The sequence below is a fragment of the Agrobacterium sp. CNPSo 2736 genome (genome assembly GCF_004005385.1).
Classification (GTDB): Bacteria; Pseudomonadota; Alphaproteobacteria; order Rhizobiales; family Rhizobiaceae; genus Agrobacterium; species Agrobacterium leguminum.
Genome location: NZ_RZTX01000007.1, coordinates 118,290 through 143,889 on the forward strand (window position 1 = coordinate 118,290; position 25,600 = coordinate 143,889).

Here is a 25,600-nt window from a genome sequence, read left to right on the forward strand (position 1 = left end):
GCGCGACGGGCCACGGCCGCCGCGCACTGCCAAGTTCTCAGGCCGCCTTGGCGACTTCGACAAAAGCGTTTCGAATGCTTTCAGCCACGGCAAGAACAGGGCGGGACGCCTTGTCACCCATGATCAGGCGGATATCGAAACAGCCGAGTTCCGGCAGGCCTTCCTTGTCGCCCAGAATGACCATGTCGTTCTGCACATAGGATCGCGGCAGCGGCGCAATGGCGAGATCGGCGGCAATCGCCGCGCGCTGCGCCATGGTATGGCCGCTGAGATAGGCCACGCGGAAATTGCGGCCGCGCTTTTCCAGCGAATGGATCGCTTCCGAGCGCCAGATGCAACCCTCTTCCCAGATGGAGATCGGCAGCGGATCGCGCAGATAGGCCGTGCCGCATTTGGCGCCCGCCCAGACCAGACGCTCGCGCATCAGCACCTCGCCCGTATCCCGAAGGGGATGGGAGGCGCAGTTGACGAGGGCAAGATCGAGCCTCTGCTCATCCATGCGCTTATAGAGATTGGAGCTGGAATCGATGGTGACATCGATCATGATGCCGGGGAAAGCTTCGGCAAAACGCTTGAGAATGCCCGGCAGCAAGCCACGCTCGCCAATATCCTCCGGCGCGCCGAGACGGACGACGCCGGAAAGCTCGGGCATGACGAAACGCGACACGGCCTCGTTGGACAGCGCAATCATGCGCCGCGCATAGGTCAGAAGCGTCTCCCCATGCGCCGTCAATGTCACCGAGCGGGCATCGCGCAGGAAAAGCGTCGTTTTCAACTGCTCTTCAAGCTTCTTGATCTGCATGGAAACGGCGGAGGGCGTTCTGAACACCACTTCTGCGGCGGTGGAGAAATTTCCCGTTTCCGCGATGGCGACGAAGGTTCTCAATATGTCGTTATCCAGCAACGGCAGCGGTTGGCGGAAAGTCACGGTCATGGCACGCACCTTCAAATATTTTGATTTATAGATGGATATCATTTCGTTTGATTGAATGTCAACAAGCGCGCACCATCCGGGACATCGATTGACGGGGCGGATTTAGCCTCGTCGGCAAGCGCATACCGAAGTCGCAAACAGGATCGTGGTTCAGGAAAGGATCAAGACATGACCATGATACATTATCTCCCCGTGGCGAACCGTTCCTCGCACCGCCCGTCATCCACCGGCTGGCTCCATCGCCTGTCCGACCATGTTGCCGCCCGTTACGCCGCATGGCGCCGCGAAAAAATGCTTCGCGCACTGGAGGCATTGCCGCCTGAAACATTGAAGGATATCGGATGGCCGACGACGGACAACAGCCGCATAAACGTCATCCGCAGATGATATTCACCCGGTGGCTCGCAACGTTTCCAGACGTGCGAGCCATCCCTGCCCGTCCTTCGAATGGAAGGACAAGGGCGCAAAATAGCCTGCCTGTTTTACATGCGACACACCGCCTTTTTTAAAGGCTTGTCGCAAAATTTGCATATTTCAAAAGCTATTTTTTGACAGCCCCGATTCCACGGCGTATTTTTCGTTAAAGATGTCGTAAACAGGACATCCAGAAGACCAATTCCAAGGGAGGAATTGCGTATTCGCAACGGAGCACGGGCAAATGAGCAGAAACTCCCAGAAGAAGCGCTCAATCGTCTTTTTTCTCATTCCGCAATTTACCATGCTGCCATTCGCCGCAGCGGTTGAAACGCTTCGCATCGCCAACCGAATGTTGGGCTATCAGGCCTATGAGTGGCGCCTATCCTCGCTCGATGGCCAGAAGGTCATGTCGTCAAGCGGCATCTGTCTTGAGCCCGATACCTGTCTTGCCGATGAGCGGCGCTACGTCAGCGGCGAAAACCGCCCGGAAATGGCGATCATCTGTTCGGGCATCGATGTGGATCAACACATCAACAAATCCGTCAATGCCTGGCTGCGCGAAGCCTATAATCGCGGCATCGCCATCGGCAGCCTCTGTACCGCCGCCCATATTCTCGCACAGGCGGGCCTTTTGAACGGCAAGCGCTGCGCGATCCACTGGGAAAACCTGCCCGGTTTTTCCGAAGCCTTCCCGCAGGTGGAAGTATATGCCGATCTCTTCGAAGTCGACAGCAACATCTATACCTGCGCCGGCGGCACGGCCTCGCTCGACATGATGCTGAGCCTGATCGGCCAGGATTTCGGCGAAAACCTCGTCAACCGCGTCTGCGAACAGCAATTGACCGACCGGGTGCGCAGCCCCAATGACCGCCAGCGCCTGCCGCTGCGCGCGCGCCTCGGCGTGCAGAACAGCAAGGTTCTGTCGATCATCGAATTGATGGAAGGCAATCTTGCCGAACCGTTGTCGCTGCTCGATATCGCCGATGCCGCCGATCTGTCGCGCCGGCAGGTGGAACGCCTCTTCCGCCAAGAAATGGGCCGCTCGCCCGCCCGCTATTATCTCGAAATCCGCCTCGACCGCGCCCGCCACCTGCTGGTGCAATCGGCCATGCCGGTGGTCGAAGTCGCCGTCGCCTGCGGTTTCGTCTCCGCCTCGCATTTTTCCAAGTGTTATCGCGAAATCTACAATCGCACGCCGCAGCAGGAACGCGCCGAGCGCAAGCTGCTGATCAGCGCCTCGCGGATGGCGATGGCGAGCCAGGCAGGCAAGGCCGCGCATTGAATGCGTGGTAAAGGCTACAAACACGACGGAGCTTGTTTCAGGATAAAAAAACTCTCCTCCGTCATGCCGGACTTGATCCGGCATCCAGTCACGGCGCGTCTGCGCCGTGAGAAGAGTCTTTCGCGATCAAGGACTTGATCGCGCTGGACCCCGGATCAAGTCCGGGGTGACGGAGTGGGGATGATGGAACTTTGCTAAACCACCGAATCTGTCAGCGGCTAGCAAACACAATCAGACCAATTCACCCAAACGGCCGGACCGCATGGGCAAGGTCCTCCGCCGTCAAGCCGTCTCCCGCCCGGTGGCCGGCCTCGCCATGCAGCCAGACCCCGGCCGCAGCCGCCTCGAAGGCAGGCGTGCCCTGCGCCAGCAGCGCGCCGATGATACCGGCCAGCACATCCCCTGATCCAGCCGTCGCGAGGCTCGCGGGAGCATTGGTGTTGACCAGCGCCCACCCATCCGGCGCGGCAATCACCGTGTCCGCGCCCTTATAGACCAGCACGGCGCCGCTGCGGGCCGAGGCGGCCTGCGCCTTCTCGATCTTGCTCAGCATCCTGTCGGCGGCAAGATCGGGAAAAAGTCGCGCAAACTCGCCCTCATGCGGCGTCAGCACGAATTTGCCCGTGCCTGACGTGACAAGGGCAAACAGGGCCTCCTTGTGATCCCTGAAAGCCGTGATCGCATCGGCATCCAGCACCACAGCCCTGTCTCCAAGCAAGGACACGAATTGCCGCGCCTTTTCGAGGTCGCCGAAACCCGGGCCGAGAACGAAGGTGCCATGACGCCCATCCTCCAGCCACGACTGCAGATCGTCGGCATCGTCCACCTGTGCGTTCATCACCGCCGTCAGCGTAACGGACAGCACGTCGAGCGCTTGCCTCGGAGCAGCGATGGTGACGATCCCCGCCCCCGCCTTCAGTGCCGAAAGCGCGGTCATGCGGCTTGCGCCCGTCGCATGGGCCGGACCGGAAAAGACGGTCAGATGCCCGCGACGGAATTTGTGGGTTTCCATATCGGCAGGAGGCAAGGCATCCCGCCAGATCAGGGGACTATTTTCCGCCACTGACCCCGCATGGGCGTCAAGGATGCGGGACGGAATGCCGATATCGAACACCTCGAGAGTTCCACATAGCTCCCGCCCCGGCATCAGCAGATGACCCGGCTTGCGCGCCATGAAGGTCACCGTCCGCTCAGCCCTGAACGATGCGCCGAGAGGCACGCCCCGCCTGCCGCAGAGGCCCGAGGGCAGGTCGACGGCGAGAACCGGCACCTTCGCCCGCGTGACCGCCTCGATCACTCGAATAAGCTCCTGCGGAACATCGCGGGACAGTCCGGCCCCGAACACCGCATCGATCACCACGTCGCCGGCAATAGGGGAATACCCGTCAAGCGGCAGCGGCGTCACGCCGCTCCGCTCGAATGCCGTCCGTGCATCGCCCCTGAGCGCACCGACATCGCCGAGATGATGAACCGCAACGACCGCCCCGCTCTGCAAAAGCGCCCGCGCCGCCACATAACCATCGCCGCCATTGTTGCCGCCACCACAGAGCACGACGAAACGCTGCGCCCGCGGATAGTGACGCAGCACCGAGGCCGCAACCGCCTGCCCCGCCCGCTCCATCAGGTCATAAAGAGGAATGCCGGATTGCCCGGCCGCCGCATCGATGCGGGCCATGACAACAGGGTCGATCAGGAAGAGGCGCGGAAGGGATTTCATGTCCCGATCATCCCTTCAAAACGCCGGAAAGGCAATCGATACAAAAATAAGCAAATAGCCATGTCTAAATAATAGACAAATGCATAAAATATAAACAAACAGCCATTGCTCCGCTCGCACTTTTCCAAATATTCAAAAAAACTAAAATAATACAAATTCACAGAAATGCTGATGGATTTTTCGGGTTTCCGCGAGAAATTGGCTGGAAAAGCGCAAAAAGCGAATGCATTTTGTGTCGGAAAGCCGGGGGATCGAAGTTTTTTCTTCAAGCCCGCTTCCGATCTGGCACAATACGTGCATTCTTGTGGCAGAGCGGGAGTTACCTGCTTTAACGGGAGAAGCGGAGAGATATTTTCTCATGAAAAAGATCGAAGCGATCATTAAGCCTTTCAAGCTCGATGAAGTGAAGGAAGCCCTTCAGGAAGTCGGACTTCAGGGAATCACGGTCACGGAAGCAAAAGGCTTTGGTCGTCAGAAGGGCCACACGGAACTCTACCGCGGAGCGGAGTACGTCGTGGACTTTTTGCCGAAAGTGAAAGTCGAAGTCGTATTGGCGGATGAGAATGCGGAAGCCGTCATCGAGGCGATCCGCAATGCGGCGCAGACAGGACGTATCGGCGACGGAAAGATTTTCGTTTCCAATGTCGAGGAAGTCATCCGCATCCGTACCGGTGAAACAGGCGTGGACGCCATATAATCAAGAACGTCCCGAGCCGGGGAGGCTTGGGTTTTCACCTCGTCATCATCACACTCAAGGAAAACGTTTAAATGACGACCGCAAACGATATCTTGAAGCAGATCAAGGATAACGACATCAAGTTCGTGGACCTGCGCTTTACCGACCCCAAGGGCAAGCTGCAGCACGTCACCATGGATGTTGTCTGTGTGGACGAAGACATGTTCGCCGATGGCGTCATGTTCGACGGCTCCTCGATCGCCGGCTGGAAGGCCATCAACGAGTCCGACATGGTGCTGATGCCCGATCCGGCCACCGCCCATATCGACCCGTTCTTCGCCCAGTCCACCCTGGTCGTCCTTTGCGACATTCTCGACCCGGTCTCGGGCGAAGCCTATAACCGCGACCCGCGCGGCACCGCCAAGAAGGCCGAAGCCTATCTCAAGGCATCCGGTATCGGCGACACCGTCTTCGTCGGCCCCGAGCCGGAATTCTTCGTCTTCGACGACGTGAAGTACAAGGCCGATCCCTACAACACCGGCTTCAAGCTGGATTCGTCGGAACTGCCGTCCAACGACGACACGGATTACGAGACCGGCAACCTCGGCCACCGTCCGCGCGTCAAGGGCGGTTATTTCCCGGTTCCGCCGATCGACAGCCTGCAGGACATGCGCTCCGAAATGCTGACGGTTCTGGCCGAAATGGGCGTCGTCGTTGAAAAGCACCACCACGAAGTGGCTGCCGCGCAGCACGAGCTGGGCGTAAAGTTCGACACGCTGGTCTCCAGCGCCGACAAGATGCAGATCTACAAGTACGTCGTGCACCAGGTCGCCAATGCCTATGGCAAGACGGCAACCTTCATGCCGAAGCCGATCTTCGGCGACAACGGCTCGGGCATGCACGTTCACCAGTCGATCTGGAAGGGCGGCAAGCCGACCTTCGCAGGCGACGAATATGCCGGCCTCTCCGAGACCTGCCTCTATTACATCGGCGGCATCATCAAGCACGCCAAGGCGATCAACGCCTTCACCAACCCCACCACCAACTCCTACAAGCGTCTGGTGCCGGGTTATGAAGCGCCGGTTCTGCTCGCCTACTCCGCGCGCAACCGTTCCGCCTCCTGCCGTATTCCCTTCGGCTCCAACCCGAAGGCAAAGCGCGTCGAAGTCCGCTTCCCGGATCCGACCCAGAACCCCTATCTCGGTTTTGCGGCCATGCTGATGGCCGGCCTTGACGGCATCAAGAACAAGATCCATCCCGGCAAGCCGATGGACAAGGACCTTTACGACCTTCCCGCCAAGGAACTGAAGAAGATCCCGACCGTCTGCGGCTCGCTGCGCGAAGCGCTGGAAAGCCTCGACAAGGATCGCAAGTTCCTGACCGCCGGCGGCGTATTCGACGACGACCAGATCGACTCGTTCATCGAGCTGAAGATGCAGGAAGTCATGCGTTTCGAAATGACCCCGCATCCGGTCGAATTCGACATGTACTACTCGGCCTAAGTCGTAATCCGGACGCTTTGCAAGGTGTCCACTCCAGTCTGGCGGCCTCTCCGGAGGCCGCCGTTTTCTTTTGAAGCCCAGCCATATCGCGAAAAATGTCGAACAAGCCAGCCTCTCAGCAAACCCGCCTTACGGACTGGCTCATCTTTCTGGCTGTGCCGTTCTTTTTCTCCAGCAACGTCATTTTCGGCCGTGGCGTCGTCGGTGAGGTCTCACCCTTCATCGCCGCCTTCATCCGCTGGATCGGCTCGACCCTCATCATCGCCCCCTTCATGATCGCCGACTGGCGCAATTGCCTGGCGTTCCTGCGCCACAAAACGCTGCTGTGGCTCGTTCTCGGCATTCTCGGCATGGGTATCTGTGGCGGCGTGGTCTATTGGGGCCTCACCATGACGACGGCTGCCAACGGCACGCTGATCTACACGACATCGTCGCTGTTCATCATCCTGTTCCAGCGCGTCTTCCAGGGCCGCCGCATCAGAAAGCTCGAAGTCGCGGGCATGGTCATCGCCTTTGCCGGCGTGGCGGCCATCGTGCTCAAGGGCGATATGTCCGCTCTCTGGCACATGAATTTCAACATCGGCGATTTCGCCATATTGACGGCAGCCATCGCCTTTGCGGTCTATTCGCTGCTGCTGCGCGACCCGGCAGCCCGGCAGATGGCCTCCTTCAGCCTCTTCGGCCTGATTGCGCTGTCAGGCGCGCTGGTGCTGCTGCCGCCAGCGGCCCTCGAACTGGCGCAGGGCGGAATGCTGCCGGCGACACTGATCGCCTGGGCGAAGATCGGCGGCATCATTCTTTTCGCCTCGCTGCTCGCCTTTTATTGCTTCACACATACAGTGCGCGTTTTCGGCCCGGCCACAGCCGGCATCACGCTTTATATGATGCCGCCGGTCTCGATCATCATGGCAACGTTTTTCCTTGGGGAGAGCTTCGAGACCTATCACGCCATCGGCATCGTGCTGGTCACCGGCGGTGTGGTCATCGCCACCGCGCCAATCGGCCGAAGGGCCTGAGTGAAGAATGGCAATTGGGCGGGATACCCCCTAGCCCTTGATATTTCGCATTCCGCCCCCAACTATTAGTGGGAAAGGAAGTACATGCCATGAAACAAAGAAACGCAAAATTCACGCTTGGCGAAATCGTCCGCCACAAGGTGTTTCCGTTCCGCGGTGTGGTGATCGACGTGGACCCGGAATATGCCAATACCGAGGAATGGTGGAACGCCATCCCTGCGGAAATCAGGCCGGATCGCGACCAGCCCTTCTATCATCTTCTGGCCGAAAACGAGGAGACGGAATATGTCGCCTATGTTTCCGAACAGAACCTCGTCCACGACGAAAACGAGACGCCGCTCAGAAACCCCAATATCGGCCGCATCTTCGACAAGGCGCCGAACGGCGAATGGCGCCCGAAAATGTCGACGGCGCATTGACGCCCGCCAAATTTCTTCCCTCCCTCCCAGGGGCATAAAAAAACCGGTCTGTCGCCAGACCGGTTTTCCTGTTTTTGGAGCTTACGCTGTAATCAGGGCTTCGGCGCGCCCTTGGCAGCGTCCTGTGCGGCTTCCAGCTTCTTGCGGGCTTCTTCAGCCTTCTTCTGCATGCCTTCCTGCAGGCTGCGCTGGCTTTCGGCAAGCTGCGACTGGGTGATCGCCGGGCCGTCATAGGCGCCGGTGAAGCCGGAGAGTGCGATCTTGATGGGGTTCGGCGCGCGGCGGAAGTTGATGGAGGTGAAGACCACCTCGCTACCCTTCTTCAGGGAAGCGATCATGGCGTCCGTCAGCGGCACTTCGGCCGTGCACTTGTCGGGAAGGCAAACGGCGTAATCGAGCTTCTGGCCCTTGCCGCCGTCGATCTGCATCATCACGCCCGGAGGAACGAGACGCGCGGTCGGAACGGAGACCTGCAGCAGCTTGCGGTTGACCTTGCCTTCAACGGTGATGAGGCCGACAGCGGTGATCATCTGGCCGTTCTGGGCAAGAACCACGTTCTGCACGACGCAGACATCGTTGTCTTCCTGCTTGGAGCAGGTCTTGAACCAGCCGAGCGGCGGAGCGCCGGCGCCCTGGGCGGCGGGAGCAGCATCCTGTGCCTGCGAGATGGCCGGAGCGGACATTGCGCCGAGAGAAAGGACCAGAGCGGACAGAGCCGTCCGAGTGAATGTGTTTGCCTTGTGCATCATAAGAGTTCCGTCTCCTGAATGTCTGCCAGAACAGAACCGCAAGATCCTGTTCGCCGATGGCGGTATCCTTCTGCCCGTTCAACTGTCGTTTAAATGAGGCAAATGCGTGACCCGTCTCTTCCGGTCCCCCTGTTACATGCCGATCGCGGCGATATCCAGCACTTCTTTAACTTTTTCTTGAGCTGACCCAAGATTTCCCGCCGTTGCATGGGTCATGCAATGTCCGTGTGCTACATATCTGCCAGAATCATGACGATAAACCGGTCAGGTCCACATATCGGACTGACCGTTGAGACAGGATAGTGACATGCGCAACCTTGCGGCCCTCATCCCCGCATTGTTCCTTCTGGGATCATCCCTGCTTCCCGCCGGAACCGCCCTGGCACAGCCGCTTCACGGCATTTCCATGCATGGCACCCCCGCCCTGCCGGCAGATTTCCGCCACCTCCCTTACGTCAATCCCGACGTGAAGAAAGGCGGCCGCATCTCCTATGGCGTCGTCGGCACCTTCGACAGCCTCAATCCCTTCGTTCTCAAGGGAATGCGCACCACCGCACGCGGCGTCTGGGACCCGGAATTCGGCAATCTTCTTTACGAACCGCTGATGCTGCGCTCCAGCGACGAGCCTTTCAGCCTTTACGGCCTGCTGGCCGAAACCGCGGAGTGGGATGAGGAACGCAGCTTCGTCCAGTTCAACCTCAACCCGAAGGCAAAATGGTCCGACGGCGAGCCGGTGACCGCAGATGACATCATCTTCACCTTCAACCTCCTGAAGGAAAAAGGCCGCCCGCCCTTCAACACCCGTCTGGACGGCGTGGCGAAGCTGGAAAAAATCGGCGATCGCAGCGTGCGTTTCACCTTCAATGACAAGGCGAACCGCGAAACGCCGCTCATTCTCGCCTCCTCCACCCCGATCCTGCCGAAACATGCGATCGATCCGGAAAAATTCGAGCAGGCGGGCCTCGGCGCGGTCGTCGGCTCGGGTCCATACCGAATCAAAACCCTGCGGCCGGGCGAACGAATCATCTGGGAGCGGAACCCGGATTATTGGGGCAAGGATATTCCCGGCAAGGTCGGCTTCGACAATTACGACGAGATCAGCGTCACCTATTTCCTTCAGGTTACCACCATGTTCGAGGCCTTCAAGAAGGGCGATATCGACATTTATCCTGAAGGCGACGCCATCAACGGCACTTCCGATACCTCCCACTGGGGACAGGCTTACAATTTCCCGGCCGTCCATCGCGGCGATATCGTCAAGGACGTCTTCCAGCCGCGCCTGCCCACCGGCATGTTCGGCCTCGTTTTCAACACCCGCCGCGCCGTCTTCGCCGACGAAAAGGTGCGCGAGGGCCTGTCCTATGCGCTCGATTTCGAATGGATGAACAAGAACATCCTTGGCGGCTCCTTCAAGCGCACGCAGAGTTACTGGCAGAACTCACCGCTCGGCGCCTATGGCAATGCCGCCGACGAGCGTGAGCTTGCCCTGCTTGGCGACGCGGCGAAAACCATGCCGCCGGAACTGCTGGCGGGAACCTATGCCATGCCGACCACCGATAGCACCGGCGCAGACCGCAAGGTTCTGAAAATGGCCGTCGACAAGCTGAAAGAGGCTGGCTACAGCATCAAGAACGGCAGGATGTCCGACGCCAACGGCCGTCAGCTTGCCTTCGAAATCATGACGCAGAACCCGGCGCAGGAGCGCATCGCGCTCGCCTATCAGCGTTCGCTCAACCTGATCGGCGTCGCCATGGGCATCCGCTCGGTCGATGACGGGCAATATCAGGCCCGCTCGAACAGCTTCGACTATGATATGATCATCCGCTCCCTGCCCTCCTCGCTCTCACCGGGGATGGAACAGCTCAACCGCTGGAGTTCGCTCTCGCGGGATGCGCAGGGCAGCTTCAACTATGCCGGTGCCGCAAATCCCGATATAGACCGCATGATCGAGGCCCTGCTGCAGGCAAGGTCGACGGAGGATTTTCAGGCGGCGGTGCGCGGTTACGACCGCCTTCTCGTTGCCGGCCACTATGTCATTCCGCTCTATTATATCGGCGCGCAATGGGTGGCCCGCTGGAAATATATCGACCGCCCGGATATGACGCCGATATCCGGCAATCAGAAACAGACCTGGTGGGATGCGCGGGCGCAATAAACCGCACCGCCCCCATCCCCGGCAGAGAAAAGGGAAGATAAAGCCATGGAACGCATCGTTATCGACGTCGTATCGGATATGGTCTGCCCGTGGTGTTATCTCGGCAAGGCAAGGCTCGATCTCGCCATTGCCGAGGTGCAGGACGAAATCAGCGTCGACGTGAACTGGCGTCCTTACCGCCTCAACCCGGATTATCCGCCTGAAGGCGTCGATCAGAAAGCCGCTCTCGAGGAAAAGCTCGGCAAGGAACGCCTGGAACAGGCGCATGCCACGCTGGTGCAGCTCGGCAGGGAAGTCGGCATCAATTACGATTTCGATGCGATCAAGATCGGCCCGAACACGCTCGACGCCCATCGGCTGTCGCTCTGGGCGCATTCCGAAGGCCGCGACGTCCAGGAGAAGGTCGTCACCGCCCTGTTCAAGGCCAATTTCGAGGAAGGGCGCAACATCGGCGATCACGCGGTGCTGACCGATGTGGCCGAAAAATCCGGCATGGACGCCAAGGTCGTAGCCCGGCTTCTGGCCTCAGACGCCGACAGGGACACCGTCATCGCCGAAATTGATGCGGCGCAGCAAATGGGCGTCGCCGGCGTGCCCTTCTTCATCATCGACCAGAAATACGCCATAAGCGGTGCACAAACGCCGGATGTATTGATTGCTGCACTGCGGGATATTGCAAAAATCAAGGCGGACGAGCATAGATCGATGAACTGACGGTCAAACCACCGGCGGTTTTCATCAACTCGATTTTTCGCCGGTGTTTCCGTGTCCGACCAGACCCTGAAAGGCATTCTGCTCGCCTTTGCCGCCTTCGCTGCCTACGCCTGGAGCGATGCAAGCGTTAAACTCATAGAAGGCCAGATTTCGCCGATCGAATCGGCCTTCTTCGGCGCCCTTTTCGGCTTTGCCGCCCTGCCCTTCATCCGCAAGCGCAACGACCGCTGGGTGGATATCGTCAGAACGACGAACCGCCCTTTATGGATCATCCGCTTTTTTGCCGCCGGCACCGGCGCAGTCGGCAGCGTGACCGCCTTCACCCATCTTTCCATGGCGGAAGCCTTCGCGTTGATCTTCCTGCTCCCTTCCTTCGTCACCATCATGTCGGTGGTGTTCCTGAAGGAACAGGTGGGCATCAAGCGCTGGTCGGCCGTCATCATCGGTTTCCTCGGCGTGCTGGTCATCCTGCGGCCGGGCTTCCGCGACCTGGGCGTCGGCCACCTCGGCGCCATCATCGGCGGCTTCAGCGGTGCGCTCAGCATCGTCATCTTCCGCGCCATGGGACCGTCGGAAAAGAACGTCTCGCTTTATGGGGCTGGTGTGCTCGGCTGTCTCACCATAAGCGGCATCGCCATGGTGCCGACCTTCATTATGCCAGCCGGCGAGCAATGGCTGCTGCTGGCGGGATATGGTCTGCTCGGCGCGCTTGGCAACGTACTGGTCATGTATGCCGCCCAATATGCGCCCGCCGCCATGATCGGCCCAACGCAATATAGCCAGATGCTCTGGGCCATCCTGTTCGGTTACCTGATTTTCGGCGACCGTATCGACGGATGGATGCTGGTCGGCATCGCCCTCATCGTCGGCTCCGGCCTGCTGACGCTGATCCGCGAGAAACAGAGAAAAGTGCCGCTGCCCGCTTCGATCGCCGCCACCGACCAGAACGTGGCCGTCGGCATCACGCCGGAAAACCCCTCATAAGGTTGCCCCTCATAAGGTTGAAAGACGAGACCTGGCGGCTTGCACCATAAATATGGCGTGTTCCGCCACTGCGATGGCACGATGCGCGACCTATGTTGGCCCTATCCAAGAGCAAGAGGTGCCAACATGAACATACGAACCCAACCGACCGCCCTCGTTACCGGCGCGTCATCCGGCATGGGCAAAAGCATCGCCAAACGCCTGATCGCCGATGGCTATCTCGTCTATGTCGCCGCGCGCAGCATCGACAGGATGACGGACCTGGAAAAGCTCGGCGCGATTGCGCTGCGCATGGACATCTCAAGCGACGAGGACATCGTCGCCACCGTTGCCGCGATTACCGCACGATCCGGTGGCGTCGACGTGCTGGTGAACAACGCCGGCTACGGGCTCTACGGCCCGGTCGAGGAGATTCCGCTCGATGAGGCGCGCTACCAGTTCGAGGTCAACGTTTTCGGCACCGCCCGCCTGACCCAACTCCTTATGCCGGCCATGCGCGCAAGGGGCGAAGGCACCATCGTCAACATCACCTCGATGGGCGGCAAGATCTACACCGTTCTGGGTGCCTGGTATCATGCGACCAAACACGCGCTGGAAGGCTGGTCGGACAGTCTACGGCTGGAAGCTGAGCCATTTGGCATCCGCGTCGTGGTGATCGAACCGGGCCTGATCGAGACCGGTTTCGGCGCGGCCGCAGCGCAGGGTCTCCTCGAACGCTCGGCAAACGGCCCTTATGCGAAGATGGCGCAGAGCGTTGCGGCTTCCATGGACCGAAGCTACGGTAAGGGTATGGGCACCGATCCCGAGGTCATTGCCGACGTGGTGAGCAAGGCGGTCAGGTCCGCCCGCCCGAAGACACGTTATGCGGCCGGCAAATACGCCCGGCTGATGATCGGCGTGCGCAAATGGTTCGGCGACCGGGCCTTCGACAGGCTGATCAGAAGCCAGATGTAGAAAGAAGGCCGGAGGTCGGATCATGAGCAGGGATTTGAGCGACAGGTGCAGGCTGCCTCAGGCTTTCTGGCGGGCGGCGGAGCGTATGGGGCTGCCCGCCCCGGCCCTGCTGCGGCAGGCGAAGCTTCCCGCAACGCTGCACATCACCCCGGACGCATGGTTGACCACGGCACAATATTTCGCCCTGTGGCGGGCGGTCGAGGACCTGTCGCAGGATTCGGCCATCGGCCTCCGGATGACGGTCGAGACAGACACGGCGATGCATCCACCCGCCACCATGTCAGCCTTCTTCGCCCGCGACTATCGCGACGGGCTGCACCGGCTGGCCCGCTTCAAGCGGCTATGCACTCCGGAAGAGCTTTCGGTAACGGAAAGCGGCGGCGAAGCCCGGATCTCCGTAAGATGGTTACATACTGGCGAGGCCGAGCCGGATGCTGTGGCCGACGTCACTTTCGCCGCCCTTCTCGAACTGGGGCGGCGGGGCACCGGCAGACATGTAACCCCGGTTCGGGTGGAGATGATTCGCCGTGGACCTGTTTCCGACGTTCATCGGAGTTATTTCAACGCACCCATCCACACCGGCTGCCCGCAGAATACCATGGTGCTGAAATGCAACGATCTCGATCTCCCCTTCGCCGGGCATAATCCCGAACTGCTGGCTATACTGGAGCCCGCGCTTGCAACCTCCCTTGGGGAGATCGAGGCGCAATCCTCGCTGCCGGAGCAGGTCAAAATTCTGATCAAACGCCGCATCGCAAGCGGCAAGCCGGAGATTTCCGAGGTGGCGCGTGAACTCGGCATGAGCGAAAGAACCCTGCAACGTCGTATCACCGAACAGGGATCGAACTATCGAGCGCTCATTGAGCAGGCGCGGCAGGAACTCGGCCGCGACCTGCTTTCAGACAAACGCAATGGAATTGAAGAGATAGCCTTCCTGCTGGGTTTCCAGGACACCGGCTCGTTCTATCGGGCGTTTCGATCCTGGGAAGGCGTGACGCCAGCCCAATGGCGAGGGATGCACTGACATTGAACAGAGCGCCGCCAGCAGCTACCGGCCAAAGGCCGGAAGCTGCGTTTCGCTTTCCGCGTCGCGGATCATTGCGCCTGTTGGATTTCATGACCTAGTCGCAAACCCTGACCCGATACATGTCGCCCCAGCCATTCTGTCGCCAGACGACGTGGCAGCGCGGATAGGCCGGCTGATAGATCACCGGCGGGCCATAAACGGGCGGGCCGTAAAAAGGCTCTCCATAATAGGGGCCGCCATAGGAATGCCGCGCCCCGGCGATGATGGCGCCGCTGATAATTGCTCCGGCGATACCTGCGGCAATGCCACCGCCGCCATGCCCGTGTCCAAAGTGGTTGCGTGCTTCCGCCTGGTTGGTGGTGGCAATTGTGGTGCCCGCAATTGTCAAAGCAACCAGACCTGCGGAGACGAACCTGTTCATCCTGGTCCACATTGTCTTGCTCCTTCGTCTTCCCGCTCGCGCGTCATATTGGGCGCAGTGCAGGAGATGGGAGCAAGACTACGCCCGTCGAGGCTACCGGCGCATGTCCGTTTCGTTACATACCGGTAATGTTTGCAGAGCCTTGGGGACTGGGAGGTCCGGTAAAGCAAACGGATGTCGGACCCTTCCGTTTTCGTTTGTCCGGACGTGCTTCAGGTTTTGGCTTTCGGAAGTGGAGGTGGGTGGGGCTTTACCCCCCTCTGCCCTGCCGGGCATCTCCCCCTCAAGGGGGGAGATCGATATGCGGCTAGGTTTCGACTATCTCAACGGTCGAGGATGAAGTGGCGAAAGCGCGTCTTGTCGATCTCCCCCCTTGAGGGGGAGATGCCCGGCAGGGCAGAGGGGGGTAAAGCCCCATCCACCTTCGGAAAACTCGCAATGCCCCAACGCTCCCGTCAGGAACGCGCCAGCTCCGCCAGCTGTGTCATGATCATCGCCGCCCCCGCCAGCCGCTTTTCCGGCGTCGGCAGGTCGCGGGTCAGGAACAGGCTGTGATCGGGGCGTATCTTCGCCATCGTGCCCTGCTTGCCGATATAGGCGACAAGTGCCGCCGGATTGGGGAATTCCTTGTTGCGGAACTGCACGACCACGCCCTTCGGCCCGGCATCCACCTTCTCGACATTGGCGGTGCGGCAGAGCGACTTGATGTAGACGATCTTGAGGAGATGCTGCACCTCTTTCGGCAGCGGGCCGAAACGGTCGATCATTTCCGCACCGAAACCATCGATCTCGCTGATATCCGCAAGCTCGCCGAGACGGCGGTAAAGACCCATGCGCAGATGCAGATCCGGAACATAATCCTCCGGGATCATGACAGACGTGCCGACAGAAATTTGCGGCGACCAGCCGCTATCCTGCACCTGCTCGTCGCCCTTCACTTCGGCGACCGCCTCTTCCAGCATCTGCTGGTAAAGCTCGAAGCCGACTTCCTTGATATGGCCGGACTGTTCCTCGCCGAGCAGATTGCCCGCGCCGCGAATATCGAGGTCGTGGCTCGCAAGCTGGAAGCCGGCGCCCAGCGTATCGAGCGATTGCAGCACCTTCAGCCGCCGCTCCGCCATCGTCGTCAGCACCTTGTTGACCGGCAGGGTGAAAAGCGCGAAGGCGCGCACCTTGGAGCGTCCGACACGGCCGCGCAGCTGGTAAAGCTGCGCGAGGCCGAACATGTCGGCGCGGTGCACGATCAGCGTATTGGCGGTCGGCACGTCGAGGCCGGATTCGACGATGGTGGTCGACAGCAGCACATCATATTTGCCGTCATAAAAGGCGTTCATGATGTCTTCGAGTTCGCCCGCCGGCATCTGGCCGTGCGCCACCGCAACCTTCAACTCCGGTACATCCGATTGCAGGAAAGCGTGAATATCGGCAAGATCGGCAAGGCGCGGGCAGACATAGAAGCTCTGGCCACCGCGATAATGTTCGCGCATCAGCGTCTCGCGGATCACCAGCGGATCAAACGGCGAGATGAAGGTGCGCACCGCCATGCGGTCCACCGGCGGTGTGGTGATGAGCGATAGTTCGCGCACGCCTGTCATGGCCAGCTGCAGGGTGCGCGGAATGGGCGTCGCAGAAAGCGTCAGCACATGCACGTCGCTCTTCAGCTCCTTCAACCGTTCCTTGTGCTTCACCCCGAAATGCTGCTCTTCATCGATGATCAGCAGACCGAGATTGGCGAAGCTGATGCCCGCGCCGAGCAGCGCATGGGTACCAACGACGATATCCGTCTTGCCATCAGCCACTTCCTTTTTCGTCAGCGTCAATTCCTTGGAGCCGACGAGGCGCGAAGCCTGCTGCACCCGGATCGGCAACCCACGGAAACGTTCCGAGAAGGTGCGGAAATGCTGGCGGGAAAGCAGCGTGGTCGGAACCACGACCGCCACCTGCACACCATTCATGGCGGCGAGGAACGCGGCGCGCAGCGCCACTTCCGTTTTGCCGAAACCGACATCGCCGCAGATGAGGCGATCCATCGGCCGGCCGGCGCCAAGATCTTCGCGGATGGACTCAATCGCGTTCAGCTGATCTTCCGTCTCATCATAGGGGAAACGGGCGGCGAATTCGTCGTAAAGCCCGTCGGGAGCCGTCAGCACCGGCGCATGGCGCACCAGGCGCGCGGCCGCGATGCGGATAAGCTCGTCTGCCATGTCCAGCAGGCGTTTCTTGAGCTTGGCCTTGCGCATCTGCCATGCGCCGCCGCCAAGCTTGTCCAGCTGCGCTTCCGCCGCATCCGAACCGTAACGGGACAGAAGATCGATGTTTTCAACGGGCAGGAACAGCTTGGCGTCATCGGCATAATGCAGTTCGAGACAGGCGCGCGGCGCACCCGCCGCCTCGATGGTCCGCAGGCCGACGAAGCGGCCGATGCCATGTTCGGCATGGACGACCAGCGAGCCCTCATCCAGCCCCGCCACTTCCGAGATGAAATCCGCGCCGCGCTTGCGGCGCTTGGAGCGGCGCACCATGCGGTCGCCGAGAATATCCTGCTCGCCGATAACGGCCAGCGTTCCGGTTTCGAAACCCGCCTCAAGGCTGAGAACCGCCGAGGCCGCCTCGCCCTTGCCGAGCTTCTCCACCTCTTTCAGCGAGGTAACCGGCTTGATCTTCTCAAGCCCGTGCTCGTTCAGCACCTGCAACAGCCGGTCGAGCGAACCTTCTGACCAGCCGGTGATCAGCACCTTCCAGCCCTTGGCGCGGCGCTCGGCAATGTGCTTCACCGCCAGATCGAAAACATTGACCCGCTCTTCGCTCTCGCCTTCGGTTGGCGGGCGCGCCCAGCGCGGCCCGACATGGGCGTCAAGCGTGGCGACCGGGCGGCCTTCGCTGTCCTGCTCGTTGAAGGGCGTGAGACGCACCGCATTGACGGCAGCAAGCGCGGCATCGAAGCTCTTTCCATCGAGATAGAGCTGGCCGGGCGAAACCGGCTTGTAGGGCGCACCCTGCGTCGAGCCCTTGGTTTCGCCGGAGCTGCGGCGCGCATCGTAATAATCGAGCACCAGCTTGGAGCGCTCTTTCGCCGCCTCCCGCGCCGTATGGTCGGTGACGATGCGGAAATCCTTCAGATAATCGAAGGCGGTCTCCAGCTGCTCGTAAAACAGCGGCAGCCAATGCTCCATGCCGGCATAACGGCGGCCTTCGGAGACGGCCTGATAAAGCGCATCGTCGCGGGTCGCCGCGCCGAACAGCGACAGGTAATTCTTGCGGAAACGGCTGATCGTGTCGGGCGTCAGCGTCACTTCGCTCATCGGGTTCAGATCGAGCGAGCGCGCCTGCCCGATGGTGCGCTGGCTGGCAGGATCGAAAGTACGAATGCTTTCCAGCGTATCGCCGAAGAAATCGAGCCGCACCGGCTCTTCCGTGCCCGGCACGAAGACATCGAGAATACCGCCACGCACGGCGAATTCACCCACTTCGCGCACCGTCGCCACCCGGTCGAAACCGTTGCGCTCCAGCCGCGCGGCAATCTCTTCCATGCGGATCTGGTTGCCGGGGCGGGCCGAAAAGCCGAGGCTTTCGATAATGTCGCGCGGCGCCATCTTCTGCAGCATGGCGTTGACGGTGACCAGCACGATGGCCGGATGCGGTTTCTTCGCATGGGCGATGAGACCGGAGAGCGCCGCCAGTCGGCGCGCCGAAGTGTCAGCGCTCGGTGACACGCGGTCATAGGGCAGGCAGTCCCAGGCCGGCAGCGTCATCACCGGAATATCAGGTGCGACGAAACCGAGAATCTGTTCGAGATCGGCGACCCGCTGGCCATCCGACATCACATAGGCGACCGACGTGCCGGCCCGCGCCATATCGGCAAGCAAAAGGGCTTCCATGCCGGAAGGCACGTTTCCGATGGTCAGCGGCGTATCGGCCGACGACACCAGCTTTGCATCGAATCCGGCTATCATATTCTCAGGCTTTCAGGGTGTCAGTGGTGACGAGATCGAAATCGGGACGGTAGGAGGCGATCTTCTCAAACAGCGGGGTCTGGAATTTTTCCGGTATGGCAAGAGCGCCGGTCACCATCTTGACGAGGTCGTTATCCTCTTCCGCCATGATGATCTCAAGCTCATCCAGCTGATCGTCGGAAAGCCCGGCAATATTGTCTTCCGCGAATTGCCCGAGCACCAGATCCATCTCGCGAATGCCCCGATGCCAGCAGCGGTAAAGAATCCGCCGGCGTCTCGGATCGAGGTCGGCACTCGTGCGCACCAGTCCAGTCATCGCATTCACCTTTCGGTTGGCTATTCAACAGGATGTTGACTGCGACCTCCTATAGAACAGGAGGCGAACGCTTGGGAACCGGTTTTTATCGAAATAATGCCACGGCGGTGAAAATCTGCCGGTGATAACCCGCCTTTGTGATCAGCGAAGTCTTGCATAAGCCGCCCCCTTCCCCGATTTTGCTGACCCATGCGCCCGGCCATTCTCGATCCGCTGTTTGCCTCCGTTTCCACCCTTGCCGGTGTGGGGCCGAAGCTTGCCGATCTTCTGGCCAAGCTGCTCAGCCGGGAAAGCGCCGACGACACCCGCGTGATCGATCTTCTATTCCACGCGCCATCCAACGTCATCGACCGCCGCAACCGCCCCGGCATTGCGCTGGCCGCACCCGGCGCCATTGTCACCATTCAGGGACGCGTCGACCGCCACCAGCCGCCACCGCCAGGAAACCGCAACGCGCCCTATCGCGTCTTCCTGCATGACGAGACCGGCGAACTGGCGCTGACCTTCTTCCGCGCCAAGGGCGACTGGCTGTCCAAGGCCCTGCCTGTCGATGAAGAGGTTCTCGTCAGCGGCAAGGTGGACTGGTTCAACGGCCGCGCTTCCATGGTGCATCCGGATTTCATGGTGAAACTATCAGAGGCGGAAAACCTGCCTTTGGTGGAAGCGGTCTATCCCATGACCGCCGGACTATCGCCCAAGGTGCTGCGCCGCGCCATCGAGGGCGGGCTGTCGAAACTGCCGGCCTTCCCGGAATGGATCGATGAAACACTCAAGACCCGGCAGGGTTTCGGCGATGTCGCCTCAAGCTTCCGCGAATTGCATGACCCGCGCGACAGCGCCGATATCGAACCGCAGGCTCCGGCGCGCAGACGGCTCGCCTATGACGAATTCCTCGCCGGGCAGCTGTCACTGGCGCTGGTGCGCCAGCGGCTGCGCAAGGTGGCGGGCCAGCCGATCCGCGCCAAGGGTGATGTCGCCGCCAAAATCCTGTCGCAGCTGCCCTTCTCGCTGACGGCAAGCCAAAGCGCTGCGGTGAAGGATATCCTGACAGATATGGCCGGCGAAGACCGCATGTTGCGGCTGCTGCAGGGCGATGTCGGCGCGGGCAAGACGCTGGTGGCGCTGATGGCCATGGCAACGGCAGTGGAGGCCGGCGGACAGGCGGTGCTGATGGCCCCGACCGAAATCCTTGCCCGGCAGCACTACGCCACCATCTCCAAACTCGCTCAAGCAGCGGGCATCACCGTCGAGGTCCTGACCGGCCGCACCAAGGGCAAGGAGCGCCGCGAGATCGAGGAGCGCGTCGCCTCCGGCGAAGCGCAGATCGTCATCGGCACCCATGCGCTGTTTCAGGACAGCGTCAGCTATAAAAACCTCGTGCTTGCGGTGGTGGACGAACAGCACCGTTTCGGCGTTCACCAACGCCTGCGCCTCACCGCCAAGGGCATCACGCCGCATATGCTGGTCATGACCGCCACGCCCATTCCGCGCACACTGGTTCTGGCCGCCTTCGGGGACATGGATGTCTCCAAGCTCACCGAAAAACCGGCGGGCCGCAAACCCATCCAGACGGTGACGATCCCCACCGAACGGATCGGCGACATCGTGGAGCGACTGCGCGCCGCGTTGAAGGAGGGCAAGAAGGCCTACTGGATCTGCCCGCTGGTGGAGGAAACGGAAGAATCCGACCTGATGTCGGCGGAGGAGCGGCACGCGGTTCTTTCGCAGATGCTCGGCGCCAATATTGGCCTGATCCATGGACGCATGAGCGGCCCGGAGAAGGACGCCGCCATGCTCGCCTTCAAGAACGGCGAAACTCGGCTGCTGGTGGCGACGACCGTGGTGGAAGTCGGTGTCGATGTGCCGGATGCGACGATCATGGTCATCGAACATGCCGAGCGTTTCGGCCTCGCCCAGCTTCACCAGCTGCGCGGCCGTGTGGGACGCGGCGACGAGGCTTCCACCTGCATCCTGCTCTATAAAGGCCCGCTCAGCGAAAACGGCCGTGCCCGGCTCTCCATTCTGCGTGACAGCGAGGATGGCTTCCTGATCGCCGAGGAGGATTTAAAGCTTCGCGGCGAAGGCGAGCTGCTCGGCACCCGCCAGTCCGGCACACCGGGCTTCCGCATCGCCAGCCTCGAAGCCCATGCCGATCTTCTGGAAATCGCCCGCAAGGACGCGGCTTACGTCATCGAGCGCGATCCCGAACTGACAGGCCCGCGCGGCAATGCGCTGCGCACCCTGCTCTACCTGCACCGCCGCGACGAAGCGATCCGCTTCCTGCACGCCGGCTGAAAGTGAACGCCCATGAACATGATCGACCCGCGCCGCCCGCCACCCGCCTTCCGCAAAGGGTATGCACTGTGCTCGCCGCAGAATATCCTGCAACCCGAGACATTTGCGAAAAGCGAAAAAAAGGCGATCGGCAAGGCGTTCAAAAAACCCGGACGCAAGAAGGCGTGGAGCCAGGCGCTGGAAGAAGGCTGGAGCGTGCGGCTGGTCTATATGCGGCTTTTCGTTCCCGTTTTCCACGCGACAACCACCGGCACGGAAGTGGATGATCTGGATGACGAGGATTGACTATGAAATCCGGAGACTGTTGGCTAAAGCGCCGAAGGCCACCGCTGCGATGTGTGGATGATCGTCAAAATTTCGATATCCCCGCCCACGCGATAGGCAATGATGTAGGAAATGTCGGGAAGCACGGCTTCCCGTGTTCCTCTAATGCGTCCGACCCGCCCCATGGCTGGCTGCTCCACCAACATATCAACGGCCGAGACAATGCGGGAAATCACCCGTGCCGCAGCCGCTGGATTATCCTTTTCGATATGCACACCAATTTCATCGAGCCGTCGCAGCGCCCGTAAGGTCCAACGAATTCGCCGGTCACTCATGACGGCCGGGCGGACTTGACGTATTTTCCGACAATGTTTGCGAGATCTTCGGGTGTACCAAACTCGCCGCGATCCGCTTCCGCCAAACCGGCCTCGATCTCGGCTAGCTGCCACTCCTCACGGGCAACATAGTCCTCAATCGCCCGCGCCGCCATGTAGGACCGCGAGCGTTCAAGCTTCTCAGCAAGCTGATCGAGCTTGTCAGTAACCTCGTCCGGCAAACGCACCGTGAATGCAGTCATGATCGCAACCCTTGTTGGTTCACTGTGATTATTGGTGAACCACATTGGTTCGTCAACCGTATTGCTTTACATCCCTCCGTGAGAATGGAGGAAGGAATCTAGCGCCTTGCGAATGCGTTCAAACCGGCGCAATCATCTTCGGCGGCTTGAAATCCGGGGCCACCAGACCGCCGGATATCAACAGTTTCGCCGCATCTTCCGGCGTCATGTCCAGCATCACGATCTTGTCTTTCGGCACGAACAGCAGGAAACCGGCCGTCGGCACCGGTGTCGGCGGCAGGAAGACGGCGACCATCTGCTGGCCCATTTCATTGAAACGATGGGCAAGCTCGCCCTTGGCCTCGGAGGCGACGAAGACCATCGCCCAGGTGCCGGATGACGGAAACTCGATCAGGCCGACCTTCTTGAAGGAGTTCGAATGCTCCTTCAGAACGGATTCGAACAGCTGCTTGATGCTCTTGTAGATCGGCCGCACCAGCGGCATGCGGTTGAGGATGGATTCGCCAACGCCGAAAATCCATTTGCCGATGAGGTTATTACCCAGAAAACCGATGAGCGTGATGCCGATGACGGCGATCAGCAGGCCGAAACCGGGAATAGCCACATCGAAATATTGCTCGGGATCGTAACGGGCCGGAATATAGGGCTTCACCCAGCTATCGGCCCATTGCAGGAAACTCCACACCAGCCACATGGTGATGGTGACGGGCGCGAGGATCAGAACGCCCGTGAGGAAACTATTGCGCAGGCGGGCTGCGAATGAAATTTTGACAGGAATATCGGTCATTTACCGTTCGGAATTAAGCGTTGTCGCCATCGAAACCCGGATGAAAACCGACAATGCCGGATGGAGTTCCACCATGCAAGCGCAAGGCCAACAAATATTTGTCAGGAATGCCATTACTGTGCAGGCCATCGAAACGCTCGAATCCGAGCCGGCCGTAATAGGCAGGACTGCCGGCCAGAACGCAGCCGGCAGCCCCAAGCCGTTCCAGCATTGCAAGTCCCTCATGCACCAGCTGCGCCCCGATGCCCTGACTTTGCCTTTCGGGAGAAACCGAAATCGGCCCGAGCGCGAACCAGCGGCCTTCCGCGCCGGAAATCGTGGCCGGCGAAAAGGCGACATGGCCAACGATGTCCCCGGCCTCCTCCGCCACCAGAGAAATGGTGAGCACACCTGCCTTGCGCAGCCTGTCGACGATCAGATGTTCCGTCTGGTCGCTGAAGGGCATGTCCCGGAACGCCGCTTCCGTCAGCGCTCCGATCGCCTCTTCATCGCCCTGACGCTCTGGTCGGATGATCATTCCACCGTTACCGATTTCGCCAGATTGCGCGGCTGGTCCACATCCGTGCCCATGAAGACGGCGGTGTGATAAGCGAGCAGCTGGATCGGCAGCGAGAAGACCATCGGCGCAATCAGCTCATCGACATTGGGCAGCGTGATCGTCGCCATGGTGTCGAGCTTGGAAGCGGCCGCCCCCTTCTCATCGGTGATGAAGATGATGCGGCCGCCGCGCGCGGCGACCTCCTGCATGTTCGAAACCGTCTTTTCAAAGAAACGATCATGCGGCGCGATGACGATGACCGGCATGTTCTCGTCGATCAGTGCGATAGGCCCATGCTTCAGCTCGCCGGCGGCATAACCCTCGGCGTGGATATAGGAGATTTCCTTGAGCTTCAGCGCGCCTTCCAGCGCCAGCGGGAAGCTGGTGCCTCGGCCGAGATAAAGCACGTCCTTGAAACGCGACAGATCGCGCGACAGCGCTTCGATCTGCGGCTGGATGCTGTTGAGAACCTTGCTCATGATGCGCGGCATCTCGGTGAGATGGCGAACCAGTTCGGTTTCCTGCTGGGGCGTGATCGTACCGCGCGCTTTTCCGGCGGCAACGGCAAGCGAAGCGAGCACTGCAAGCTGGCAGGTGAAGGCCTTGGTGGAGGCGACGCCGATTTCCGGACCGGCAAGGATCGGGAAGATCGCATCGGATTCGCGCGCCATGGTGGATTCACGCGTATTGACCACCGCGCCGATCTTCAGCCCCTCCTGCTGGCAATAACGCAGGGCCGCCAGCGTATCGGCGGTTTCGCCCGATTGCGAGATGAACAGTGCGGCCTGCGTGGGAACGAGCGGGATTTCACGGTAACGGAATTCCGAGGCGACATCGATTTCCACCGGCAGACGCGCATAACGCTCGAACCAGTATTTGCCGATCAGGCCGGACAGATAGGCCGTACCGCAGGCGGAAATGGCAAGGCCGGAAAGCTTGGCGAAGTCGATGGCCGTGTCGGCCTGCTTCACGGTCTTGGAAGCGAAATCCACATAGTTGCTCAGCGCATGGGAAATGACTTCCGGCTGCTCGTAGATTTCCTTTTCCATGAAGTGGCGATGGTTGCCCTTGTCGACCACATAGGCCGTCGCCTGCGAAATCTGCCGCTCGCGCTTCACCGGTTTGCCGGAGAAATCGATGATTTCCGCACCCTGCCGGGTCACGATGGCGCAATCGCCATCCACCAGATAGGTGATCTCGTTGGTGAAGGGCGACAGCGCGATGGCGTCGGACCCGAGGAACATTTCGCCCCGACCGTAACCGACGGCAAGCGGCGGGCCGGAGCGGGCCGAAAGCAGCGTGCCGGGATCGTCCTTGAACATAACGACCAGCGCATAGGCGCCCGTCACGCGGTTCAGCATCTTCAGCATCGCCTCGCGATGGCCGAGACCCTCGCGGGTATATTTCGCCAGAAGCTGCGCCACCACTTCGGTATCGGTCTGGGTGGTGAAGCTCGCGCCCCCGACGGTCAGCTCTTCGCGCAGTTCGGCGAAGTTTTCGATGATGCCATTATGGACGACGGCGACGCCGTCGACAAAATGCGGATGGGCATTGGTTTCGTTCGGAACGCCATGGGTCGCCCAGCGGGTGTGAGCGATGCCGACCACGCCCGGCAGCGGCTCTTCCGAAAGTCTCTTCTCCAGGTTGAAGAGCTTTCCTTCCGCCCGGCGACGGTCCATCGCGCCATTGTCGATGGTGGCGACACCAGCCGAATCGTAACCGCGATATTCGAGACGCTTCAGCGCATCGACAAGCCGTTCAGCAACGGGCTGGGTTCCGACAATTCCGACAATTCCGCACATATATTTCTCCAGCGGCGATCTCTTCGCCGAAACTACTAACCGTTCCCGAACAATCCGCAATTATGGCGCCGGTCACTTTCGGTATCGTTTGGTAACGTCCG

Annotated in this window: 24 protein-coding genes; 13 read left to right on the forward strand and 11 right to left on the reverse strand. The window is 60.5% G+C overall.

Translation table 11 applies throughout. The annotated features are described in order from the left end of the window. Positions 1–37: 37 nt before the first annotated feature. Complete coding sequence (locus tag EM858_RS14095; RefSeq protein ID WP_020810641.1) at positions 38–976, reverse strand: LysR family transcriptional regulator; 939 nt, start codon at positions 974–976, stop codon at positions 38–40. Positions 977–1,102: 126 nt separating this feature from the next. Between EM858_RS14095 and EM858_RS14100 the strand changes: the two genes are divergently transcribed. Beyond that, on the forward strand, positions 1,103–1,321 hold the full coding sequence (locus EM858_RS14100) for a hypothetical protein (protein WP_127756959.1): 219 nt from the start codon (positions 1,103–1,105) through the stop codon (positions 1,319–1,321). Positions 1,322–1,592: 271 nt separating this feature from the next. After that, positions 1,593–2,633 (forward strand): GlxA family transcriptional regulator, encoded by a 1,041-nt coding sequence (locus tag EM858_RS14105; RefSeq protein WP_020810639.1) that lies wholly within the window; start codon positions 1,593–1,595, stop codon positions 2,631–2,633. 241 nt (positions 2,634–2,874) lie between these two features. Here the strand turns inward: EM858_RS14105 and EM858_RS14110 are convergent, their stop codons facing one another. Next, positions 2,875–4,350 (reverse strand): NAD(P)H-hydrate dehydratase, encoded by a 1,476-nt coding sequence (locus EM858_RS14110; RefSeq protein WP_127756960.1) that lies wholly within the window; start codon positions 4,348–4,350, stop codon positions 2,875–2,877. A 358-nt stretch (positions 4,351–4,708) separates the two neighbouring features. On the opposite strand from EM858_RS14110, the gene EM858_RS14120 reads away from it, so the two are divergent. The 4 genes from EM858_RS14120 (at position 4,709) to hspQ (ending at position 7,963) form a co-directional block, all read left to right on the forward strand. Next, complete coding sequence (locus EM858_RS14120) at positions 4,709–5,047, forward strand: P-II family nitrogen regulator (RefSeq protein ID WP_003515720.1); 339 nt, start codon at positions 4,709–4,711, stop codon at positions 5,045–5,047. A gap of 71 nt (positions 5,048–5,118) precedes the next feature. Beyond that, entirely contained in the window at positions 5,119–6,528 is a 1,410-nt protein-coding gene (gene glnA / locus EM858_RS14125) for a type I glutamate--ammonia ligase (RefSeq protein WP_003523416.1), read from the forward strand. Between the two features lie 95 nt (positions 6,529–6,623). Further along, positions 6,624–7,544, forward strand: coding sequence for a DMT family transporter (locus EM858_RS14130; RefSeq protein ID WP_127756962.1), 921 nt, complete (start codon positions 6,624–6,626; stop codon positions 7,542–7,544). A gap of 89 nt (positions 7,545–7,633) precedes the next feature. Beyond that, positions 7,634–7,963, forward strand: coding sequence for a heat shock protein HspQ (gene hspQ, locus EM858_RS14135; RefSeq protein WP_003523419.1), 330 nt, complete (start codon positions 7,634–7,636; stop codon positions 7,961–7,963). Between the two features lie 92 nt (positions 7,964–8,055). Here the strand turns inward: hspQ and EM858_RS14140 are convergent, their stop codons facing one another. Beyond that, the gene (locus EM858_RS14140) at positions 8,056–8,712 is read right to left on the reverse strand and encodes an invasion associated locus B family protein (protein WP_003523420.1); all 657 of its coding nucleotides are present in this window, start codon (positions 8,710–8,712) and stop codon (positions 8,056–8,058) included. A gap of 307 nt (positions 8,713–9,019) precedes the next feature. Here EM858_RS14140 and EM858_RS14145 point away from each other — a divergent pair, with 307 nt between their 5' ends. The 5 genes from EM858_RS14145 to EM858_RS14165 all read left to right on the forward strand — a co-directional run bounded on the left by EM858_RS14145 (position 9,020) and on the right by EM858_RS14165 (position 14,543). Beyond that, positions 9,020–10,867, forward strand: a complete 1,848-nt coding sequence (locus tag EM858_RS14145) for an extracellular solute-binding protein (protein WP_127756963.1) — start codon at positions 9,020–9,022, stop codon at positions 10,865–10,867. Between the two features lie 45 nt (positions 10,868–10,912). Continuing rightward, the gene (locus EM858_RS14150; RefSeq protein WP_127756964.1) at positions 10,913–11,581 is read left to right on the forward strand and encodes a DsbA family protein; all 669 of its coding nucleotides are present in this window, start codon (positions 10,913–10,915) and stop codon (positions 11,579–11,581) included. Positions 11,582–11,632: 51 nt separating this feature from the next. Next, on the forward strand, positions 11,633–12,565 hold the full coding sequence (locus EM858_RS14155; RefSeq protein ID WP_127756965.1) for a DMT family transporter: 933 nt from the start codon (positions 11,633–11,635) through the stop codon (positions 12,563–12,565). Positions 12,566–12,691: 126 nt separating this feature from the next. Then, on the forward strand, positions 12,692–13,519 hold the full coding sequence (locus tag EM858_RS14160) for an oxidoreductase (RefSeq protein WP_127756966.1): 828 nt from the start codon (positions 12,692–12,694) through the stop codon (positions 13,517–13,519). 85 nt (positions 13,520–13,604) lie between these two features. Continuing rightward, entirely contained in the window at positions 13,605–14,543 is a 939-nt protein-coding gene (locus EM858_RS14165; protein ID WP_127757061.1) for an AraC family transcriptional regulator, read from the forward strand. A gap of 97 nt (positions 14,544–14,640) precedes the next feature. Here EM858_RS14165 and EM858_RS14170 read toward each other — a convergent pair whose 3' ends face one another. The 3 genes from EM858_RS14170 to EM858_RS14180 all read right to left on the reverse strand — a co-directional run bounded on the left by EM858_RS14170 (position 14,641) and on the right by EM858_RS14180 (position 19,236). Then, complete coding sequence (locus EM858_RS14170) at positions 14,641–14,979, reverse strand: hypothetical protein (RefSeq protein ID WP_127756967.1); 339 nt, start codon at positions 14,977–14,979, stop codon at positions 14,641–14,643. 443 nt (positions 14,980–15,422) lie between these two features. Continuing rightward, positions 15,423–18,920 carry a transcription-repair coupling factor gene (mfd, locus tag EM858_RS14175; RefSeq protein ID WP_127756968.1) on the reverse strand — a complete coding sequence of 1,166 codons (3,498 nt, stop codon included), beginning with the start codon at positions 18,918–18,920 and terminating at the stop codon, positions 15,423–15,425. Between the two features lie 4 nt (positions 18,921–18,924). After that, positions 18,925–19,236: a succinate dehydrogenase assembly factor 2 gene (locus EM858_RS14180; RefSeq protein ID WP_065115898.1), complete on the reverse strand. Its 312-nt coding sequence runs from the start codon at positions 19,234–19,236 to the stop codon at positions 18,925–18,927. Positions 19,237–19,425: 189 nt separating this feature from the next. On the opposite strand from EM858_RS14180, the gene recG reads away from it, so the two are divergent. Next, positions 19,426–21,531 (forward strand): ATP-dependent DNA helicase RecG, encoded by a 2,106-nt coding sequence (gene recG / locus EM858_RS14185; RefSeq protein WP_127756969.1) that lies wholly within the window; start codon positions 19,426–19,428, stop codon positions 21,529–21,531. A gap of 12 nt (positions 21,532–21,543) precedes the next feature. Further along, positions 21,544–21,816 (forward strand): hypothetical protein, encoded by a 273-nt coding sequence (locus EM858_RS14190; RefSeq protein ID WP_046798274.1) that lies wholly within the window; start codon positions 21,544–21,546, stop codon positions 21,814–21,816. Between the two features lie 23 nt (positions 21,817–21,839). Here EM858_RS14190 and EM858_RS14195 read toward each other — a convergent pair whose 3' ends face one another. The 5 genes from EM858_RS14195 to glmS all read right to left on the reverse strand — a co-directional run bounded on the left by EM858_RS14195 (position 21,840) and on the right by glmS (position 25,499). After that, positions 21,840–22,130 (reverse strand): type II toxin-antitoxin system RelE/ParE family toxin, encoded by a 291-nt coding sequence (locus EM858_RS14195; RefSeq protein WP_127756970.1) that lies wholly within the window; start codon positions 22,128–22,130, stop codon positions 21,840–21,842. After that, positions 22,127–22,372: a CopG family ribbon-helix-helix protein gene (locus tag EM858_RS14200; RefSeq protein WP_080818693.1), complete on the reverse strand. Its 246-nt coding sequence runs from the start codon at positions 22,370–22,372 to the stop codon at positions 22,127–22,129. Before EM858_RS14200 ends, EM858_RS14195 begins: the two co-directional genes overlap by 4 nt. A gap of 118 nt (positions 22,373–22,490) precedes the next feature. Further along, positions 22,491–23,159, reverse strand: coding sequence for a DUF502 domain-containing protein (locus tag EM858_RS14205; RefSeq protein WP_059760288.1), 669 nt, complete (start codon positions 23,157–23,159; stop codon positions 22,491–22,493). Positions 23,160–23,172: 13 nt separating this feature from the next. Then, positions 23,173–23,676 carry an N-acetyltransferase gene (locus tag EM858_RS14210; RefSeq protein ID WP_127756971.1) on the reverse strand — a complete coding sequence of 168 codons (504 nt, stop codon included), beginning with the start codon at positions 23,674–23,676 and terminating at the stop codon, positions 23,173–23,175. Next, positions 23,673–25,499, reverse strand: coding sequence for a glutamine--fructose-6-phosphate transaminase (isomerizing) (gene glmS, locus EM858_RS14215; protein WP_127756972.1), 1,827 nt, complete (start codon positions 25,497–25,499; stop codon positions 23,673–23,675). Before glmS ends, EM858_RS14210 begins: the two co-directional genes overlap by 4 nt. Positions 25,500–25,600 lie beyond the last annotated feature (101 nt).

Coding starts and splice junctions, on each gene's coding strand:
- EM858_RS14095 (WP_020810641.1), bottom strand. CDS start 976: ATGATATCCATCTATAAATCAAAATATTTGAAGGTGCGTGCCATGACC.
- EM858_RS14170 (WP_127756967.1), bottom strand. CDS start 14,979: ATGTGGACCAGGATGAACAGGTTCGTCTCCGCAGGTCTGGTTGCTTTG.
- EM858_RS14200 (WP_080818693.1), bottom strand. CDS start 22,372: ATGACTGCATTCACGGTGCGTTTGCCGGACGAGGTTACTGACAAGCTC.
- hspQ (WP_003523419.1), top strand. CDS start 7,634: ATGAAACAAAGAAACGCAAAATTCACGCTTGGCGAAATCGTCCGCCAC.
- glmS (WP_127756972.1), bottom strand. CDS start 25,499: ATGTGCGGAATTGTCGGAATTGTCGGAACCCAGCCCGTTGCTGAACGG.
- EM858_RS14120 (WP_003515720.1), top strand. CDS start 4,709: ATGAAAAAGATCGAAGCGATCATTAAGCCTTTCAAGCTCGATGAAGTG.
- EM858_RS14160 (WP_127756966.1), top strand. CDS start 12,692: ATGAACATACGAACCCAACCGACCGCCCTCGTTACCGGCGCGTCATCC.
- EM858_RS14165 (WP_127757061.1), top strand. CDS start 13,605: ATGGGGCTGCCCGCCCCGGCCCTGCTGCGGCAGGCGAAGCTTCCCGCA.
- EM858_RS14140 (WP_003523420.1), bottom strand. CDS start 8,712: ATGATGCACAAGGCAAACACATTCACTCGGACGGCTCTGTCCGCTCTG.
- EM858_RS14180 (WP_065115898.1), bottom strand. CDS start 19,236: ATGACTGGACTGGTGCGCACGAGTGCCGACCTCGATCCGAGACGCCGG.
- EM858_RS14145 (WP_127756963.1), top strand. CDS start 9,020: ATGCGCAACCTTGCGGCCCTCATCCCCGCATTGTTCCTTCTGGGATCA.
- EM858_RS14100 (WP_127756959.1), top strand. CDS start 1,103: ATGACCATGATACATTATCTCCCCGTGGCGAACCGTTCCTCGCACCGC.
- EM858_RS14205 (WP_059760288.1), bottom strand. CDS start 23,159: ATGACCGATATTCCTGTCAAAATTTCATTCGCAGCCCGCCTGCGCAAT.
- EM858_RS14130 (WP_127756962.1), top strand. CDS start 6,624: ATGTCGAACAAGCCAGCCTCTCAGCAAACCCGCCTTACGGACTGGCTC.
- EM858_RS14150 (WP_127756964.1), top strand. CDS start 10,913: ATGGAACGCATCGTTATCGACGTCGTATCGGATATGGTCTGCCCGTGG.
- mfd (WP_127756968.1), bottom strand. CDS start 18,920: ATGATAGCCGGATTCGATGCAAAGCTGGTGTCGTCGGCCGATACGCCG.
- EM858_RS14110 (WP_127756960.1), bottom strand. CDS start 4,350: ATGAAATCCCTTCCGCGCCTCTTCCTGATCGACCCTGTTGTCATGGCC.
- EM858_RS14190 (WP_046798274.1), top strand. CDS start 21,544: ATGAACATGATCGACCCGCGCCGCCCGCCACCCGCCTTCCGCAAAGGG.
- glnA (WP_003523416.1), top strand. CDS start 5,119: ATGACGACCGCAAACGATATCTTGAAGCAGATCAAGGATAACGACATC.
- EM858_RS14210 (WP_127756971.1), bottom strand. CDS start 23,676: ATGATCATCCGACCAGAGCGTCAGGGCGATGAAGAGGCGATCGGAGCG.
- EM858_RS14195 (WP_127756970.1), bottom strand. CDS start 22,130: ATGAGTGACCGGCGAATTCGTTGGACCTTACGGGCGCTGCGACGGCTC.
- EM858_RS14105 (WP_020810639.1), top strand. CDS start 1,593: ATGAGCAGAAACTCCCAGAAGAAGCGCTCAATCGTCTTTTTTCTCATT.
- recG (WP_127756969.1), top strand. CDS start 19,426: ATGCGCCCGGCCATTCTCGATCCGCTGTTTGCCTCCGTTTCCACCCTT.